General features: G+C 72.7%; 16 protein-coding genes, 5 tRNA genes and 1 pseudogene. 16 read left to right on the top strand and 6 right to left on the bottom strand.

Translation table 11 applies throughout. The features are described from left to right. Positions 1-72: 72 nt before the first annotated feature. The 13 genes and pseudogenes from KB893_RS01570 to KB893_RS01510 form a co-directional block, all read left to right on the top strand. Positions 73-2,584 (top strand): annotated as a pseudogene (locus KB893_RS01570) (DNA internalization-related competence protein ComEC/Rec2); the annotation flags it as partial. Continuing rightward, positions 2,478-3,191, top strand: coding sequence for a MotA/TolQ/ExbB proton channel family protein (locus tag KB893_RS01565; protein WP_211925557.1), 714 nt, complete (start codon positions 2,478-2,480; stop codon positions 3,189-3,191). The pseudogene KB893_RS01570 and the gene KB893_RS01565, both read left to right, overlap by 107 nt. Continuing rightward, positions 3,188-3,610: an ExbD/TolR family protein gene (locus KB893_RS01560; RefSeq protein ID WP_211925556.1), complete on the top strand. Its 423-nt coding sequence runs from the start codon at positions 3,188-3,190 to the stop codon at positions 3,608-3,610. The genes KB893_RS01565 and KB893_RS01560 overlap by 4 nt, the downstream gene beginning before the upstream one ends. A 38-nt stretch (positions 3,611-3,648) precedes the next feature. Further along, complete coding sequence (msbA, locus tag KB893_RS01555; RefSeq protein WP_211925570.1) at positions 3,649-5,352, top strand: lipid A export permease/ATP-binding protein MsbA; 1,704 nt, start codon at positions 3,649-3,651, stop codon at positions 5,350-5,352. Beyond that, on the top strand, positions 5,349-6,338 hold the full coding sequence (gene lpxK, locus KB893_RS01550; RefSeq protein WP_211925555.1) for a tetraacyldisaccharide 4'-kinase: 990 nt from the start codon (positions 5,349-5,351) through the stop codon (positions 6,336-6,338). The genes msbA and lpxK overlap by 4 nt, the downstream gene beginning before the upstream one ends. Further along, a complete protein-coding gene (gene kdsB, locus KB893_RS01545) occupies positions 6,335-7,120 on the top strand; it encodes a 3-deoxy-manno-octulosonate cytidylyltransferase (RefSeq protein WP_211925554.1) in 786 nt (261 codons plus the stop codon). Before lpxK ends, kdsB begins: the two co-directional genes overlap by 4 nt. A 53-nt stretch (positions 7,121-7,173) precedes the next feature. After that, positions 7,174-7,653 carry a low molecular weight protein-tyrosine-phosphatase gene (locus KB893_RS01540; RefSeq protein ID WP_211925553.1) on the top strand — a complete coding sequence of 160 codons (480 nt, stop codon included), beginning with the start codon at positions 7,174-7,176 and terminating at the stop codon, positions 7,651-7,653. 42 nt (positions 7,654-7,695) lie between these two features. Next, the gene (gene uvrC / locus KB893_RS01535; RefSeq protein WP_211925552.1) at positions 7,696-9,537 is read left to right on the top strand and encodes an excinuclease ABC subunit UvrC; all 1,842 of its coding nucleotides are present in this window, start codon (positions 7,696-7,698) and stop codon (positions 9,535-9,537) included. After that, on the top strand, positions 9,534-10,145 hold the full coding sequence (gene pgsA / locus KB893_RS01530) for a CDP-diacylglycerol--glycerol-3-phosphate 3-phosphatidyltransferase (RefSeq protein WP_211925551.1): 612 nt from the start codon (positions 9,534-9,536) through the stop codon (positions 10,143-10,145). The genes uvrC and pgsA overlap by 4 nt, the downstream gene beginning before the upstream one ends. A gap of 35 nt (positions 10,146-10,180) precedes the next feature. Then, positions 10,181-10,256, top strand: a tRNA-Gly gene (locus KB893_RS01525). 64 nt (positions 10,257-10,320) lie between these two features. After that, positions 10,321-10,394, top strand: a tRNA-Cys gene (locus KB893_RS01520). 9 nt (positions 10,395-10,403) lie between these two features. Continuing rightward, positions 10,404-10,479 (top strand) — tRNA-Gly (locus KB893_RS01515). 110 nt (positions 10,480-10,589) lie between these two features. Further along, positions 10,590-11,285, top strand: coding sequence for a DUF4396 domain-containing protein (locus tag KB893_RS01510; RefSeq protein ID WP_246505160.1), 696 nt, complete (start codon positions 10,590-10,592; stop codon positions 11,283-11,285). Positions 11,286-11,499: 214 nt separating this feature from the next. Here KB893_RS01510 and KB893_RS01505 read toward each other — a convergent pair whose 3' ends face one another. Then, positions 11,500-11,886, bottom strand: coding sequence for an AAA family ATPase (locus KB893_RS01505; RefSeq protein ID WP_246505159.1), 387 nt, complete (start codon positions 11,884-11,886; stop codon positions 11,500-11,502). Between the two features lie 44 nt (positions 11,887-11,930). Further along, positions 11,931-12,017, bottom strand: a tRNA-Leu gene (locus KB893_RS01500). A gap of 91 nt (positions 12,018-12,108) precedes the next feature. On the opposite strand from KB893_RS01500, the gene KB893_RS01495 reads away from it, so the two are divergent. Continuing rightward, positions 12,109-13,755, top strand: a complete 1,647-nt coding sequence (locus KB893_RS01495) for an FMN-binding glutamate synthase family protein (RefSeq protein WP_377730552.1) — start codon at positions 12,109-12,111, stop codon at positions 13,753-13,755. On the opposite strand, the gene arsC is transcribed toward KB893_RS01495, so the two are convergent. Continuing rightward, a complete protein-coding gene (gene arsC, locus KB893_RS01490; protein WP_211925567.1) occupies positions 13,752-14,105 on the bottom strand; it encodes an arsenate reductase (glutaredoxin) in 354 nt (117 codons plus the stop codon). The two genes, KB893_RS01495 and arsC, sit on opposite strands and share 4 nt — an antisense overlap. 88 nt (positions 14,106-14,193) lie before the next feature. Between arsC and KB893_RS01485 the strand changes: the two genes are divergently transcribed. Then, positions 14,194-14,268: transfer RNA gene (locus KB893_RS01485), tRNA-Val, on the top strand. A 190-nt stretch (positions 14,269-14,458) separates the two neighbouring features. Beyond that, the gene (locus tag KB893_RS01480) at positions 14,459-14,686 is read left to right on the top strand and encodes a hypothetical protein (protein WP_211925549.1); all 228 of its coding nucleotides are present in this window, start codon (positions 14,459-14,461) and stop codon (positions 14,684-14,686) included. A gap of 42 nt (positions 14,687-14,728) precedes the next feature. Here the strand turns inward: KB893_RS01480 and KB893_RS01475 are convergent, their stop codons facing one another. The 3 genes from KB893_RS01475 to KB893_RS01465 are packed head-to-tail and all read right to left on the bottom strand — an operon-like array spanning position 14,729 to position 16,618. Then, positions 14,729-15,700 carry a restriction endonuclease gene (locus KB893_RS01475; protein ID WP_211925548.1) on the bottom strand — a complete coding sequence of 324 codons (972 nt, stop codon included), beginning with the start codon at positions 15,698-15,700 and terminating at the stop codon, positions 14,729-14,731. Positions 15,701-15,749: 49 nt separating this feature from the next. Continuing rightward, the gene (locus KB893_RS01470; protein WP_211925547.1) at positions 15,750-16,286 is read right to left on the bottom strand and encodes a phasin family protein; all 537 of its coding nucleotides are present in this window, start codon (positions 16,284-16,286) and stop codon (positions 15,750-15,752) included. Between the two features lie 47 nt (positions 16,287-16,333). Continuing rightward, positions 16,334-16,618 (bottom strand): polyhydroxyalkanoic acid system family protein, encoded by a 285-nt coding sequence (locus KB893_RS01465; RefSeq protein ID WP_211925546.1) that lies wholly within the window; start codon positions 16,616-16,618, stop codon positions 16,334-16,336. Positions 16,619-16,676 lie beyond the last annotated feature (58 nt).

Raw genomic sequence — 16,676 nt, 5'->3', positions numbered from 1 at the left:
GCTCGCACGCGCCGTAGCCGGCACGCGCCCGAGGGAACGGGCGCGCCTCCATCACCGCAGGGGAAGACAGACGTGCCATGGACGGGCATCCCGCGGCCGGCGCCGTTCGGGCCGGCGGTCGCGGTCGCGCTGCTGCTGGGAACGGGATCCGCGCTGGCGCTGCCGGCGCTCCCGCATGTTGCCGTGGCTTTCGCCTGCGCCGCGGCGGGCGCGCTCGCGTGGTGGCGCGGGCGGCGGACGAGGTGGTTCGGCGTCCTGTTGTTCGCCGCGGGATGGGCGTGGCTGCATGGCGACGCCGCGCTCGCGCTGCGCCTCCCGCAGGAGCTCGCCGGCCAGGACCTCCGCGTCGAAGGCCGGATCCTGGGCCTGCCGGCGCCGGGCGATGCCTCGACCCGCTTCGACCTGCGCATCCTTTCGGCCCCGCCGGGGGCGGCGCAGGCGCTGGTCGGGCGCCGCGTCCGCCTCGGCTGGTACGGCGCCGCGCCGACGCTCGAACCGGGCTCGCGCTGGGCGTTGACGGTGCGGCTGCGGCGGCCGCGCGGCAGCCAGAATCCCGGCGGCTTCGACTTCGAGCGCCACGCCCTCGAGCGGCGGCTGGCGGCTACCGGGTACGTGCGCGATGCGGACGCCGCGCGCCGGCTCGCGGCCGGCGGCGGCGTCGACGCGCTGCGGGACCGGCTGGCGGTGCGCATCGTCGCCGCCGTGCCCGGCGAGGCGAGCCGGTTCGTGCGGGCCCTGGCGCTGGCCGACACGCGCGGGCTCGAGGACGGCGACTGGGACGTCCTGCGCGCGACCGGGCTGACCCATCTCATCGCCATCTCCGGCTTCCACGTCGGCGTGGTGGCGGGCTTCGGCGCGCTGCTGATCGGCGGGCTGTACCGCCTGCTGCCTGGCCTCGGCCGGCGCCTGCCGCGGCCGCAGGGCGCGGCCTGGGGCGCATTGGCCTTCGCCGTCGCCTATGCCGCGCTGGCCGGCTTCGGCCTGCCGACGGTGCGCACGGTGCTGATGATCGCGGCCGCGCTGGCGACGGTGCTGCTGCGCCGCACGGCGGGGCCTTGGCAGTCGCTGGCGCTGGCGGCGATCGGGGTGCTGCTGGCCGACCCGCTGGCGGTACTCGGCGCCGGCTTCTGGCTGAGCTTCGCCGGCGTGGCCTGGCTGATGTGGTGCCTGCCGCGCGACGGGCGCCGGCGCTGGCTGCGCGAGATCGCCGGCGCGCAGGGCGTGGCGACCATCGCCCTGCTGCCGCTCACCGTGTGGTTCTTCGGCCAGGCCTCGATCGCCGGGCCCCTGGTGAACCTGGTCGGCATTCCCGTAATCAGCCTGGGGGTGACCCCGCTGGCGATCGCCGGCACGCTGCTGGAGCCGGCCTGGCATGCCGGCGGCGCCGCGCTGCTGCGGCTGGCCGCATGGACGATGGCCCGGCTGTGGCAGGGCGTCGAGCCGGTGGCCGGCTGGAACGGCGCCTTCGTCTGGCTGCCCGAGCCGACGCCGGTGGCGTTCGCATTCGCGCTGGCCGGTGCGTTCTGGCTGCTGCTGCCACGCGGCGTGCCCGGCAAGTGGCTCGCGCCGTTGCTGTGGCTGCCGCTGCTGCTGCCGGCGCGGAGTCCGCCTGCGGCGGGCGAGGTCGATGTCGCCCTGATCGACGTGGGGCAGGGGCTGTCGGTCCTGGTGCGCACGCGGACGCATGCGCTGCTGGTCGACGCCGGCCCCGCCTGGCCGGGCGGGCTGGACATGGGCGAGGCCGCGGTCCTGCCGACCCTGCACGCGCTCGGGGTCCGCCGCCTGGACGCGCTGGTGCTGAGCCACACCGACGGCGACCATGCCGGCGGCCTGGCGGCGGTGCGCGCGGGCCTGCCGCCGGCGCGCCTGCTGGCGCCGCCGGATGCCGCGGTCGCGGGCGCCGCGGCTTGCGTGGCGGGGCAGGGCTGGCAGTGGGACGGGGTGCATTTCGGATTCCTGCATCCGCCGCCGGACTTTCCCTATCTCGGCAACGAGAGCAGCTGCGTGCTGCGCGTCGAGGGCGCGGGCGGCGCGGTCCTGCTGCCGGGCGACATCGGCCGCCAGATCGAGGCGCGCCTGCTCCGCGAGCGGCCGGAGGGCCTGCCCGCGCGGATCCTCGTGGTGCCGCACCATGGCAGCGGCGGCTCCTCGAGCGAAGCCTTCGTACGCGCCGTGGCGCCGGAGCTGGGCCTGATCGGCGTCGGCCACGGCAACCGCTTCGGCATGCCGAGGCCGGAGGTCGTCGCCCGCTACCGCGCCGTCGGCACCACCCTCCTGACCACGGCCGAGGAGGGTTTCGTCGAGGTCAGGCTCGGGACCGACGGCAGCCTGCGCGAGGCGCGCCGGCGCCGCAGCCATCGCCGCTTCTGGCACGAAACCGTGCGCTAGGCCCGCTGGGGCTCGTCCCGCGCGCGGGCTATGCTATCGGCCCCGCGCTTCCCCCCGACGCGCATCCGCGTCCCCAAGAGGTTCACCGCGTGCTCGAACTGCTCATGGCCGGCGGCTGGCCCATGATTCCGCTGCTGATCCTGTCGGTGCTGGCCCTGGCCATCATCATCGAACGCTTCTGGAGCCTGCGCCGGCGCGCCGTGCTGCCGCCGGGGCTGGGCGAGGAGGTCCGCGCCTGGGCGGTCCGCCAGCAGCTCGATCCCGCGCACATCGAGATCCTGCGCCGCAACTCGCCGCTGGGCGAGCTGCTCGCGGCGGGGCTGGACATGCGTCAGCGCCCGCGCGAGGTGATCCGCGAGCGCATCGAGGACGTCGGCCGCCACGTCGTGCACCGGCTGGAGCGGTTCCTGAACACGCTCGGCACCATCGCCCAGGCCGGGCCGCTGCTCGGCCTGCTCGGCACCGTGCTGGGCATGATCGACATGTTCCTGGGCATCCTCGACCACGGCGTCGGCGACGTGAACCAGGTCGCCGGCGGCATCGGCAAGGCGCTGATCTGCGCGGCGGCCGGCATGTGCGTGGCGATCCCGGCGCTGATGTTCCAGCGCTACTTCCACGGCCGCGTCGACGGCTACGTGGTCGAGATGGAGCGCCAGGCGATCTCGCTGGTCGATACCCTCGATCCGGCGCCGCAGGTGCTGACGCCGTCGATCGCCTCGCCCGAGCGCCAGCCGGCGAAGGCGGGCGCTCCGGCGGCGCGCGCGCGCGCCGGCGCCGCGGCGGTGCCCGGTCCGGCACGATGAGGCTCGGCCGCGACCGCCGGCGCGGGGAGAGCGAACTCAACCTCGTGCCGCTGATCGACGTGATCCTGGTGCTGATCATCTTCTTCGTCATCACCACCACGTTCACCTCGCGCTCGGCGCTGCAGGTGCAGCTGCCGGAAGCCTCCCTCAGCGACGACAGCGCGCAGGCCGAGGCCCTGGTCCTGCAGATCGGCGCGGACGGACGCATCTTCGTCGGCGACCAGGAAGTGCTGCGCAACGACGTCGAGTCGCTGAAGGCGGCGATCAATGCCGTGGCCGGCGACGACCACGAACGCCCGGTGACGCTCCGCGCCGACGGCCGCACGCCGCACCAGGCGGTGGTGACCGCGATGGACGCGCTGGGGCAGCTCGGGTTCGCGCGGCTCTCGATCGCCACCGAACAGGAGGCGGCGGAGTGAGCGGACGCGCACGGGCCTGGCCGCTGTACCGGCGGCTGATGGGCGTGGCGGCCAGGTACTGGCCGCTGCTGGCGGTGGCCACCGTCGGCATGGCGGTCGAGGCCGCGGCCGCGGCCGGCTTCAGCTACCTGATGAAGCCGATCGTCGACCAGACCTTCGTCGCCCGCGACATCGACCTGATCCTGCCGCTGACCATCGTCGGCATCTTCGTGCTGCGCGGTGTCGCCACCTTCGTCACCGACTACGGCATGTCGCGCTCGGGCCGCAGCGTGGTGCGCGACCTGCGCCAGCGCATGCTGGCCAAGTATCTCCGGCTGCCGACCGCACACTTCGACACCGAGGCGGTGCCGACCCTGGTGTCGCGGCTCAACTACGACACCGACCAGGTCGCGCATGCGGCGGCAGAGTCGATGAAGATCGTCATCACCGACTCCCTGACGATCCTGTTCCTGCTCGGGGTGATGTTCGTCACCAGCGTGCGCGTGACCCTGGTGATGCTGATCGTGGCGCCCCTGATCGGGCTGATCGTCAACTACGTCGGGCGCCGCTACCGCCGCATCAACCGCAACATCCAGGACAGCGTCGCCAGCCTCGCGCAGTCGGCCGAGCAGACCATCGCCGCGCAGCAGGAGGTCAAGGTCTACGGCGCGCAGCGCCAGGAGCTGGGGCGCTATGCGCGCCTGGCCGACCGCATCGTCGGCCTCAACGTGAAGGTCGAGAGCACCAAGGCCACCGCCTCGTCGACGGTGCAGCTGCTGGCCGCGATCGCGCTGGCGATCATCCTGTTCGTGGCCGGCCGCGAGGCCATGGCCGGGCGCCTGAGCGCCGGCGACTTCGTGCGCCTGATGGTCTCGATGATGGCGCTGCTGCCCTCGCTCAAGCGGGTGACCACGGTGCAGAGCCAGATCGGACGCGGCATCGCCGCTGCCGAGAAGATCTTCGGCCTGCTGGACGCCCCGGAGGAGCGCGACGAGGGCCGGCGTCCGCTGGCGCGCGCGCGCGGCGAGCTCGTGTTCCGCGACGTGTCGGTGCGCTACCCCTCGCAGATGCGCGCGGCGCTCGAGCACGTGGGCTTCGAGGCGCGGCCGGGCACGGTCACCGCGATCGTCGGCCGCTCGGGCAGCGGCAAGTCGACGCTGGTGCGCCTGCTGCCGCGCTTCTACGAGCCCTCGGCGGGACAGGTGCTGCTCGACGGCGAGCCGCTCGATGCCTACGCGCTCGCCGACCTGCGGCGCCAGATCGCCCTGGTCGGGCAGCGGGTGATGCTGTTCGACGACACCGTCGCCGCCAACATCGCCTACGGCCAGCCCGATGCCGACCCCGAGCGCATCCGCGCCGCGGCCAAGGCCGCGAACGCCCTCGAGTTCATCGAGCGCCTGCCGCAGGGCATGGACACCCGCATCGGCGAGAACGGCGCGCTGCTCTCCGGCGGCCAGCGCCAGCGCCTGGCGATCGCGCGGGCCATCCTCAAGGACGCGCCGATCCTGATCCTGGACGAGGCCACCGCCGCGCTCGACACCGAGTCCGAGCGCCTGGTGCAGGACGCGCTCGACCACCTGATCCCGGACCGCACGACCCTGGTCATCGCGCACCGGCTCAGCACCATCGAGCACGCCGACCAGGTGCTGGTGCTCGACGAGGGGCGCCTGGTCGAGCGCGGCACCCACGCCGAGCTGCTCGCCCAGGGCGGCACCTATGCGCACCTGCACCGGATGCAGTTCCGGGAGCAGGCGACCGCGTGAGCCGTCCGTTGCAGTCGGTGTGGTACGGCGATACGCCGCCCAACGCGGCGCTGCGTGCGGTGGCGGGTCTGTATGCGGGAGCCACGGGACTGCGGCGCTGGGCCTATCGCCACGACTGGATCCGCCGCCAGCGCGTGCCGGTGCCGGTGATCGTGGTCGGCAACCTGGTCGCCGGCGGCGCCGGCAAGACCCCGCTGGTGATCGCCCTGGTCGAATGGCTGCGCAGCCGCGGCCGCAATCCGGGCGTGGTCAGCCGCGGCTATGGCCGCAAGGGCGCCGGCGCGCTCACGGTCGCGGCCGACACGCCGGCCGCCGAGGCCGGCGACGAGCCGCTGCTGATCGCCCGCCGCACCGGTGCGCCGGTGCGGGTCGACGCCGACCGTTTCGCCGGCGCGCAGGCGCTGGTCGCCGCGGGCTGCGACATCCTCGTCGCCGACGATGGCCTCCAGCACTACCGCCTCGGCCGCGACCTCGAGATCGAGGTGATCGACGGCGCGCGGCGCTACGGCAACGGCCGCCTGCTGCCGGCCGGGCCGCTGCGCGAACCGCTGGAGCGCGCGGCGGCCTGCGATTTCCACGTCGTCAACGGCGAGGAGGCGGGCGCGGGCGAGTGGCCGATGCGGCTGGAACTGGCCGGAGCGCAGCCGCTCGCCGCGGGCATGGCGCGGCCGCTGTCGCATTTCGCCGGGCGGCGCGTGCATGCGGTGGCCGGCATCGGCAACCCGCGCCGCTTCTTCCTCGCCCTCGAGCGCGCCGGCATCACGCCGCTGCCGCACGCCTTCCCCGACCATCATGCGTTCGTCCGCGAGGACTTCGCGTTCGCCGAGGCGCTGCCGGTGCTGATGACCGAGAAGGATGCCGTCAAGTGCGCCGGCTTCGGCCTGGCCGACCTGTGGGCGGTGCCCGTCGCCGCGCGCCTGCAGAAGGGATTCTGGGACGCGCTCGCCACCCGCCTCGCCGTGATCGAAGAGGACCGCCAAGCATGACGTCGACCGCCGACTTCATCGTCGCCATTCCCGCCCGCCATGCCGCCTCGCGCCTGCCCGGCAAGCCGCTGCGGCGGATCGGCGAGGATCCGCTGGTCCTGCACGTGGCGCGGCGTGCGCTGGCGGCCGGCGCCAGGCAGGTGGTCGTGGCCACCGACGATGCGCGCATCGCCGAGGCGCTCGCGGGACAGCCGGTGACCGTGTGCATGACCGATCCCGACCTGGCCTCCGGCAGCGACCGCATCGCCGCCTGCGCCGACCAGCTGGGCTGGGACGAGGCCACCGTCGTGGTCAACCTGCAGGGCGACGAGCCGTTCGCGCCGCCGGAGGGCATCCGCGCTGTGGCCGAGCTGCTGGAGGACGCCGGCACCGAGATGGCGACGCTCGCCGCACCGTTCACCGACACCGAGACCCTGTTCGATCCGAACGCGGTCAAGGTCGTCGCCGACGCACAGGGCCACGCGCTCTACTTCAGCCGCGCGCCGATTCCCTGGCACCGCGACCGCATGGCGCAGGACCAGCTCTCGCCGCTGGAGCCGGGCTGGCTGCGCCACATCGGCATCTACGCCTACCGGGTCGGCTTCCTGCGCCGCTTCACGGCGCTGCCGCCGGCGCGCCTGGAGCGCCTGGAGGCGCTCGAGCAGCTGCGCGTGCTCGAAGCCGGCTACCGCATCGCGGTCGCGCCGACGCCGGTGGCCTTCCCGCCGGGCGTCGACACGCCGGCCGATCTCGAACGGGCGGAGCGGCACTGGCTCGAAATCGCCGCCGCCGCCCCCATCTGAGTACGGGCGGCGCCCGCGTCGCGGCTTCGTTCCCGAGTACGGCTTCTTCCGACATGCGCATCCTGTTCGTCTGCCTGGGCAACATCTGCCGTTCACCGCTGGCCGAGGGCGTCCTGCGGCGCCGGCTCGCCGAGGCGGGCCTCGAACACGTCGAGATCGATTCCGCCGGCACCGGGGACTGGCACGTCGGCCAGCCGCCGGATTCGCGTACCGTCGCCGTCGCCCGCGCGCGCGGCCTCGACATCAGCGGGCTGCGCGCGCGCCAGGTGCACATGGACGACTTCCACGCGTTCGACCTGATCCTGTGCGCGGACCGCAGCAACCTGCAGGCGCTGCGCCGCCTGGCACCGCCGGACGCGCGGGCCGAGATCGCCCTGATCCGCGACTGGGCCGGGGCGGGGCAGGACGGTCTGGAGGTGCCCGATCCCTACACCGGCGGCGCGGAGGATTTCGAGGCCGTGCACGCCATGCTCGACGCCGCCGCCGAGGCGATCGTCGCGCGCCTGCACGGGCGTCCGGCGCCGGCTGCGTGACGGGGCGGGGCGCATGATCGCGACCGGCACGCGGGGGCGGGCATGAACGACGCCACCGTCGCCTTCGACGGCAAGGCCTTCGTGCGCGGCCTCACCACCGCGCCCGGCGTCTATCGCATGTACGCGGCCGACGACAGCGTGCTCTACGTCGGCAAGGCCGCGTCGCTGAAGAAGCGCGTCGCCAACTACTTCACCAAGGCGCTGCCGCACCGCACCGCGACGATGGTGGCGCAGATCGCGCGGATGGAGGTCACCGTCACGCGCACGCCGGGCGAGGCGCTGCTGCTCGAGAACCAGCTCATCAAGGCGTTGAAGCCGCGCTTCAACGTGATGCTGCGCGACGACAAGAGCTATCCCTTCATCCTGCTGACGAAGGAGACCTTCCCGCGCATCGCCTTCCACCGCGGCGGCCGCGCGATCCGCGGGCGCTACTTCGGTCCGTATCCGAGCGCGGGCGCGGTGCGCGAGACGCTCAACGTGATGCACCGCCTGTTCCGCCTGCGCAACTGCGAGGACAGCGTCTTCCGCAACCGGTCCCGGCCCTGCCTGCAGTACCAGATCGGGCGCTGCTCCGGCCCCTGCGTCGGGCTGGTGGAGGCGGCCGACTACGCGCTCGACGTGCACCGCGCCGAGCTGTTCCTGGAGGGCCGCGGCAACGAGCTGGCGCAGGAGCTGACCGAGGCGATGGAGACCGCCGCCGGGCGCCTGGACTTCGAGACCGCCGCACGCCTGCGCGACCAGCTCGGCACGGTGCGCAAGATCACCGCGCGCCAGTACGTCGACGGCGTCGAGGTGGAGATGGACGTGCTCGCGTGCGAGGTGCGCGAGGGTCGCGCCTGCGTGCTGCTGCTGGCCTTCCGCAACGGCATGAACCAGGGCACGCGCACCTTCTTCCCCAGGCTCAACGGCGTCGGCCTGGAGCCCGACGAGGTGCTCAGCGCCTTCGTCGCGCAGTATTACGCCGACCAGCGGCCGCCGAAGGAGATCGTGCTCGACCGCACGGTGCCCGACCAGGACCTGATCGAGATCGGCCTGAGCGAGCAGGCGGGACGGCGGATCGAGATCAAGTCCTCGGTGCGCGGCGACCGCGCGCGCTATCTCGAGCTGGCCCGGCGCAACGTCGAGCTGGCGCTGGCCAGCGACCTCGCCAGCAACGCCACCCAGCGCATGCGCATGGATGCGCTGCAGCGCCTGCTCGGACTCGACGCGCCGCCGCAGCGCATGGAGTGTTTCGACATCAGCCACACCATGGGCGAGGCCACGGTCGCCTCCTGCGTGGTGTTCGACGCCGAGGGTCCGGTGCGCAGCCAGTACCGGCGCTTCAACATCGCCGGCATCACCGGCGGCGACGACTACGCGGCGATGCGCCAGGCGCTGGAGCGCCGCTTCCGCCGTGCGCAGGGCGAGGGCGTGATGCCCGACGTGCTGTTCATCGACGGCGGTCCCGGCCAGCTCGCGCAGGCGCGCGCGGTGCTGGACGCGCTGTCCATCGCGAGCGTGGAGATGATCGGCATCGCCAAGGGCGAGGCGCGCCGCGCCGGCCACGAGGCGCTGATTCGCGCCGACGGCCGCGTGCTGCGGCCGGGCCCGGATTCGCCGGCCCTGCAGTTGATCCAGCAGATACGCGACGAGGCGCATCGTTTCGCCATCACCGGGCACCGCGGGCGGCGCCAGAAGGCGCGCGAGACCAGCCGCCTCGAGGACATCCCGGGGATCGGGCCGCGCCGTCGCGCTAACCTGTTGCGGCACTTCGGCGGCCTCGGCGGCCTGCGCAACGCCGGGGCGGAGGAGATCGCCGAGGTGGAAGGCGTCAACGCCAGCCTCGCCCGGCGCATCTATGCCGCCCTGCACGGGCTCGAACACCAGACGGACACCGACGCTTGAAGCTGACCCTGCCCACCATCCTCACCCTGTTCAGGATCGTCCTGATCCCGGTGCTGGTCGTCACGTTCTACCTGCCGTACCGGTGGTCGAACTTCGTCGCCGCGATGATCTTCACCATCTGCGCGGTGACCGACTGGGCCGACGGCTGGATCGCCCGCCGCTACCGCCTGACCTCGGCGTTCGGCGCGTTCCTGGACCCCGTCGCCGACAAGCTCGCGGTGACCGTGGCGCTGTTCGTCGTGGTGCAGTCGCACCCCACGATCTGGCTGGCGCTGATGTCGGCGATCATCGTCGGCCGCGAGATCACCATCTCCGCACTGCGCGAGTGGATGGCCGAGGTCGGCGAGCGGCGCAAGGTGCGGGTGGCGGCGATCGGCAAGATCAAGACCATCGTGCAGATGGTCGCCATCGTCTGCCTGGTGTACCGCGACGACATCCTCGGCCTGCCGGTGTTCTCGATCGGAGAATGGCTGCTGGGCGTCGCTGCGGCCCTGACCCTGTGGTCGGGCCTCGGCTATCTGCGCGCGGCCTGGCCGGCGTTCCAGGCCGACGCCGGGGAGCACAGGAACGACCCCGACGACCGGCGCGGCGACCGCGAAAACAGTTGACGCCGACGCGGCCGGTGTGAATAATTTGCGGCTCCGCGGGAATAGCTCAGTTGGTAGAGCACGACCTTGCCAAGGTCGGGGTCGCGAGTTCGAGTCTCGTTTCCCGCTCCAGTTTCGAAACGCAGACCTCGGTGCGCCGAGGTCTTGTCGTTAGAGGGTCAGAATCACGCAACACGGCCTGATGGCAGAGTGGTCATGCAGCGGACTGCAAATCCGCGTACGCCGGTTCGATTCCGACTCAGGCCTCCAGAAAATCAAGCGGGAATAGCTCAGTTGGTAGAGCACGACCTTGCCAAGGTCGGGGTCGCGAGTTCGAGTCTCGTTTCCCGCTCCATGATGTAGACGACGCCCCGCTGCCCGTGCAGCGGGGCGTTTTCGTATGCGCTTCCCACGCGTCGCGCGCGTTCACCGCAGCGGGACGGGCGCCGGCGCAGGCTGTCGCACATGGTGCCGGCCTGGCTGCACATCCTCGCGATCGTCTCGCTCGCCGCGGGCCTGGCCTGCGCCGCGTTCATCGCCTGGGACCAGACCCGGCATCCGCAGCACATGTGGATCATGTACCTGGTGTGGCCGTTGTGCGCGCTGTTCGGTTCGGTGCTGGCGCTGTGGGCGTATCTCCGGATCGGTCGCATGCAGGCCCACGGCGACCACCAGAAGCCGCCGTTCCCGGCCTCGGTGGCGAAGGGCGCGCTGCATTGCGGCGCGGGCTGCACCCTGGGCGATATCGTCGCCGAGTGGCTGGCATTCGCCGTGCCGGCGGTGGCGGTATGGGCCGGCTGGCAGTCGCTGTTCGCCGAGAAGATGTTCGCGGTGTGGATCGTCGACTACCTGTTCGCACTCGCCTTCGGAGTGGCGTTCCAGTACTTCAGCATCAAGCCGATGCGCGACCTGAGCGTGGGGCAGGGGCTGGTTGCGGCGCTCAAGGCCGACGTGCTGTCGCTGACCGCGTGGCAGGTGGGCATGTACGGGTTCATGGCGATCGCGCAGTTCCTGCTGTTCCGCGGCCTGCTGGGCGTGCGCCTGGAGGTCGCCAGCGTGGAGTTCTGGTTCATGATGCAGATCGCCATGCTGGCCGGCTTCGCCACCAGCTACCCGGTCAACTGGTGGCTGCTGCGCCGGGGCATCAAGGAGCGGATGTAGGCGCCGGCCGCGGCAGCCGTGCCAGTCGCGGACGCTGCGACGCGGCGCCCGGATCCTGCCGCTCCTTCCTCGACCCCGGATGCGCCCATGCGCCACTCCAACCTCGTCGGCTGCAGTCGCTGCGGCTTCCTGCGCCTGGGCCGGAGCGGCTTCTGCGAACACTGCGGCGGCACCCTTGCGCGGCCCGGGCGGGGCAGGAGGACGACGCGGATGCTCAGCCTCGCGGCGGGTGCGGCCGTGGCCTTCGCGCTCTACCGCCTGCTCGGATGGGCTGCGGGCTGATCCCGCAGCCGTCGGCGCCGCATCCGCTGCGTTCCGCGGCGGCGCGATGTGCGTCGAGCCGCCGCCGCAGATCCGCGCAGACGCGCCCGCGCGTCGGCGTCCTGCGCCCGAACAGCCCGTCGGCCTCGTCGAACACCAGCACGGCGCCGCCGCCCTCCGCGGCCTCGAGGATGCGCCGCAGGTTGGCCTCGGTGCCGGCGATGTAACGGCTGACGACCTGCGCGAGATCGATGCGCCAGATGTCGGCGCCGGCCGCGGTCGATCCGGTCCGGACCACGCCGCGGACCGGCCCGTGCGGACGGCGGAGACGCAAGCTCATGCCAGTCACTCCCGAGGCCATGGGTGCCGGTCGTGCCGGCGCTCTGGTGCCCGGAGCCGGGTTCGAACCGGCATGGCCTTGCGGCCGGAAGATTTTAAATCTCCTGCGTCTACCGATTTCGCCATCCGGGCGGATGCGGACCGTCCGCCAAGGATACCGCCGGGGCGGGCGCGGAGTGGGGCGGTTAGCATGTCGGCGGTCACTACGCAGAGGCGAACCGCGATGCGCTCACCCCTCCCGATCCGCTACTGGCCCCTCGCCCTGGCCCTCGGCGGGCTCCTCGCCTGCCTGTGGATGACGGCACGGCATCCGGCCTGGGGATGGGCCGCCGGCGCGTTCGGCGTGCTCGCGGCGCTGGGCCTGGCGGACATGCTGCAGACCGCGCGCACGGTCGTGCGCAACTATCCGCTGCTGGGCCACATCCGCAGCTTGAGCGAATCGATCGGGCCGAACATCCGCCAGTACTTCATCGAGTCGGACATGGACGAGCGACCGTTCTCGCGCGAGCAGCGACACGCCATCTACGACCGCTCGCTGCGCGAACCCGACGTGCTCCCGTTCGGCACCCTGGTCAACGTCTACGGCAACGACTACGAGTGGATCAACCACTCGCTGCGGCCGGCGCAGATCGCCTCGCGCGACTTCCGCATCACCGTGGGCCCGGAGCGCGCGCAGCCGTACTCGGCCAGCGTGTTCAACATCTCCGCGATGAGCTTCGGCTCGCTGTCGCCGAACGCGATCCGCGCACTCAACGAGGGCGCGCGGCGCGGTCGCTTCTACCACGACACCGGCGAGGGCTCGATCTCGCGTTACCACCGCGAGCACGGCGGAGACATCGTGTGGGAGATCGGATCGGGCTACTTCGGCTGCCGGCACGCCGACGGCAGCTTCGACGAACGCCGCTTCGCCGAGCAGGCGCGCGACCCGCAGGTCAGGATGATCGAGATCAAGCTGAGCCAGGGCGCCAAGCCGGGCCACGGCGGCATGCTTCCGGGCGCCAAGGTCACCGCCGAGATCGCCGAGGCGCGCGGCATCCCCGTCGGGCAGGACTGCATCTCGCCGGCGGCCCACGGCGCTTTCTCGACGCCGCTCGGACTGCTGCAGTTCGTCGCCCGCCTGCGCGAGCTCTCGGGCGACAAGCCGGTCGGCTTCAAGCTCGCGATCGGTCATCCCTGGGAGTGGTTCGGCATCGCCAAGGCCATGCGCGAGACCGGCATCGTGCCGGACTTCATCGTCGTCGACGGCGCCGAGGGCGGCACTGGCGCGGCGCCGCTGGAGTTCGTCAACCACATGGGCGCGCCGCTCACCGAGGCGCTGCTGCTGGTCCACAACACCCTGGTCGGCCTCGACCTGCGCAAGCGCGTGCGCATCGGTGCGGCGGGCAAGGTCAGCTCCGCCTTCGACATCGCACGGCTGCTGGCGATGGGCGCGGACTGGTGCAACGCCGGGCGCGGCTTCATGTTCGCGCTCGGCTGCATCCAGTCGCTGCGCTGCCACACCGACCATTGCCCGAGCGGGGTGGCGACGCAGGATCCCAGGCGCTGGCGCTCGCTCGATGCCACGCGCAAGGCGACGCGGGTCTACAACTTCCACCAGGCCACGCTCGAGGCGCTGCGCGAACTGCTCTCGGCGGCCGGGCTCACCCATCCAGACCAGCTCGGGCCGGAGCACGTCATCCGCCGCGTCTCGTCGACCCAGGTGCGCTCGCTGGCCTCGCTGTATCCCTACCTGGAGCCCGGCGAACTCCTGCACGGCGTGCCCGACCACCAGGTGTTCCGTCGCTTCTGGCTCGCCGCGCGCGCCGACGCCTTCAGCGTGCCGACCCGCAGTCGCGCCGGCCATGCGCCGGCCGAGATGGAGCCGGCCTAATCGCCGAGAAGCTCGAGCACGCGCTCCGGCGGGCGTCCGACGACGGCGCGGTCGCCGTGCACGAACACCGGGCGTTCGATCAGGCGCGGATGGCGGGCCATGGCATCGACCAAGGCGCCGCGCCCGATCTGCGGGTCGTCCAGCCCCAGCTCGGCGTAGAGCGCTTCGCCGGTGCGCATCAGCGCGCGCGGATCGGCGCTGCCGAGGCGCGCGAGCAGGGCGTCGATCTCCGTCGCGGACAGCGGCGTGTCGAGGTAGCGCAACTCGCGCACGGCGACGCCGCGCTCCTGCAGGAGGGCGAGCGCGCCACGCGACTTGGAACAGCGGGGGTTGTGCAGCAGGTAGGGCATTCCGGTCATCGGACGAGTCTAGCGGGCCGCACTCCCATGCCGATGCTTGACCGCGATGCGCGGGCCCCATTACCATGCGCGCCCTCTTGGGCGGTTAGCTCAGCGGTAGAGCACTGCCTTCACACGGCAGGGGTCACAAGTTCGAACCTTGTACCGCCCACCATGGTTGTTGCGATGTGTGATGACGAAACCGGCCTCGCGCCGGTTTTTTCATGCCCGTCCGCAGGCCGTGGCTCCGCCGCTCCGCGCCGCGCGACCGCCGGTCGGGCGTGAGCGGCGCGTAACGAGCGGGTAACTTCGCCTCGCGTACCGTGGACACGGGAATCCGGAGCGGAAGTGGCGACGGAGGCAGCGTGCTCGACAGGATCGGATTGGTGATGCGGGCGGTGCTCGAGGCTGCGGAGCGCGGCGAGACGCTGTCCCCCGGGGTGATCGATGCCCTTGGCGACGGCGACGGCTGGATCGGCACGCATGGCGGCCGCATCGGCCTGACCGACGAGGGCCGCATCGCCCTCGGCGTCTTCAGGACCGCCTGCGCCGCCGACGCGTCGCCTCGACGCGCCCTGGTCGAACCCTCCTGACGAAGGCCTCGGGCGCAGCGCCCGCACCGGCGGCGGACGCGTTCAGCTCCCCTGGCAACGGCGCCAGCGCACCGGCACGCCGCTGCCCTGCGGTGGCACCAGCTGGATGCGGGTCATGTCGAGCTCGCGGTAACGGCCCAGCAGTCGACAGACCTCGGCGATCAGCGGCGCGTCGTCCGCCTGCCCGCCTGCATCTTGTGGATCCAGCACCAGAGTGGAGGCGGTCGCCCAGCTCGCCGAGGCGACGCCAGGCAGGGCGCGGATGTCGACCGTCACGGCGGTACGGCGCCGCTGCAGTTCGGCCTCGTCGAGAACCTGCGGAGCGTCCGCCACGGGCGGCGGCGCAGCCGGCCCGGTCCGTGGCGCGGCGACGGGCGCGGACACCACCGCCTGGTCGCGCCGTCCATCGAGGTCGCGCAACAGCGGGTTGAGGGCGAGGAAGGCGAGCAGTCCCAACGTGGCGCTGGCGCCGACACCGATGGCCAGCTGCCGCCGAGTGTCGCGCGCGACCTGCGCCTCGATCGCGGCCAGCGTCTCCGTCGGGATGTCGGCGCGCAGACGCCACCACAGCGCCTCGCCGTCCAGCAGGGTCACGTCGTGCACGTTGCGTCGGCGCCTCGCGTCGTCCTCGATACGGCCGAGCGTGGCCAGGGTGCCGCTGCCGGCGCCGTGCATCCCCAGGGTGCGGTCGAACTCGGCCACCGCTGCCGCGCGGAGGCGATAGGCCGTGCCGTGCTTGCACGCCAGCAGGTGCGGCACGCCGTCACGGACCAGGGCGAAGTCGAAGCCGTCCTCGGGCCGCGGTGCCTCGGCGCGGCGGCTTTCGAAGTAGCCTTCGCGGCGCATCGCTGCCCGCAGCGCCACCGCGAGTTCGCGCCACTTCATCGCAGCCATCGCCGCGACGCCCAGGCGCGCGTCCGCGCGCCGGCGTCCGACGATGCCGATCTGCCACGCCACGCCGGCCGCGGCCACGAGCGCGATGCCCAGGCCTGCCAGCAGCGCTATGCCGCTCATCCGTCCACTCCCCCTGTCGGCGCGCCGCTGTGACGCGCGCCGTCCTGCATCAATCCTGGTTGCCGGTCCGGCCGGAGGCCGGGCGGGTGCGCAGCGCCGACTTGCGCGCCGCGCTCTTGGTCGGCGCCACCGGCGCGCGCTTGACCGCCGGCGCCTTGCGCGTCGCCCGCGCCGCCGGCCGGGCGCGCAGCGCGGCGACTTCGGCCGACAGCGCATCCACCCGTGCGGTCAGCGCATCGAGTTCGACGCGGCGCGGGATGCCCAGGCGCAGCATCGCGCGCGCCATCCGCTCGTCGAACGCAGCCTCGATCCGTTCCCAGGCCTCGCCGGCGCTGCCCCGCGCCTGGCCGACCTGGGCATCGACCGCCTCGCGCATCTGCTCCAGGCCCTCGGAGGCGGCGCCACGGGTGCGCTGCTGCGCCTCGGCGCCCTCGCGGACCAGGGTCTCGAACAGGCGTGCGCCCTCCTGCTGCGCACGCCCGAGCGCGCCCAACCCGGCCAGCCAGACCTGCTGCGCGGAGTCGGAGATGGACTGCGGCGAGGGCGTCTTGCCGCTGCGGCGGCGGGAGGTGGTGCGGTCGCTCATGTGCGGCTCCTGTTGCGGGGGAAGCGGATCGGTGGCGGACGGCGGCCTCAGGGCGCCGGGCCGAAGCGCTCGTCGAGCACCCGGTGGATCTCCTGCTCGATCGGCGTCTTCAGCATGCCCATCATCATGCCGAGCCTCGCGCCGACGTGGACGCGGTCCTCGCTCACCGTGATCGCGCCGTCCACGCCGGGTCGGCTGAAGCCGAGGGCGTCGCCGCGCCAGGCGTAGTCGATCCCGAAGCGTTCGGCGATGCGACGGGCCACGTCCTCCACGGCCTGCCGTGCCTGCGCCAGCCCGAGGGCGTGCGTGCGTTCGATGTCGATGGATGCCATGGAGAACTCCCGGACGATGGGTGCGCGGCACACGATGACAGTGGCGATGTCATGCCGC

The sequence above is a fragment of the Coralloluteibacterium stylophorae genome (assembly GCF_018122625.2).
GTDB classification, from domain to species: Bacteria; Pseudomonadota; Gammaproteobacteria; order Xanthomonadales; family Xanthomonadaceae; genus Coralloluteibacterium; species Coralloluteibacterium stylophorae.
Note: the sequence above shows the minus strand (reverse complement) of the source record. Positions and strands in the feature narration are given on the sequence as shown.

Excerpts from the sequence above, each read along its gene's own strand:
- KB893_RS01540 (WP_211925553.1), top strand. The coding sequence starts at position 7,174 with ATGCGCATCCTGTTCGTCTGCCTGGGCAACATCTGCCGTTCACCGCTG.
- kdsB (WP_211925554.1), top strand. The coding sequence starts at position 6,335 with ATGACGTCGACCGCCGACTTCATCGTCGCCATTCCCGCCCGCCATGCC.
- KB893_RS01510 (WP_246505160.1), top strand. The coding sequence starts at position 10,590 with ATGGTGCCGGCCTGGCTGCACATCCTCGCGATCGTCTCGCTCGCCGCG.
- KB893_RS01475 (WP_211925548.1), bottom strand. The coding sequence starts at position 15,700 with ATGAGCGGCATAGCGCTGCTGGCAGGCCTGGGCATCGCGCTCGTGGCC.
- KB893_RS01465 (WP_211925546.1), bottom strand. The coding sequence starts at position 16,618 with ATGGCATCCATCGACATCGAACGCACGCACGCCCTCGGGCTGGCGCAG.
- arsC (WP_211925567.1), bottom strand. The coding sequence starts at position 14,105 with ATGCCCTACCTGCTGCACAACCCCCGCTGTTCCAAGTCGCGTGGCGCG.
- KB893_RS01470 (WP_211925547.1), bottom strand. The coding sequence starts at position 16,286 with ATGAGCGACCGCACCACCTCCCGCCGCCGCAGCGGCAAGACGCCCTCG.
- KB893_RS01495 (WP_377730552.1), top strand. The coding sequence starts at position 12,109 with ATGCGCTCACCCCTCCCGATCCGCTACTGGCCCCTCGCCCTGGCCCTC.
- KB893_RS01505 (WP_246505159.1), bottom strand. The coding sequence starts at position 11,886 with ATGAGCTTGCGTCTCCGCCGTCCGCACGGGCCGGTCCGCGGCGTGGTC.
- KB893_RS01560 (WP_211925556.1), top strand. The coding sequence starts at position 3,188 with ATGAGGCTCGGCCGCGACCGCCGGCGCGGGGAGAGCGAACTCAACCTC.
- msbA (WP_211925570.1), top strand. The coding sequence starts at position 3,649 with ATGGGCGTGGCGGCCAGGTACTGGCCGCTGCTGGCGGTGGCCACCGTC.
- uvrC (WP_211925552.1), top strand. The coding sequence starts at position 7,696 with ATGAACGACGCCACCGTCGCCTTCGACGGCAAGGCCTTCGTGCGCGGC.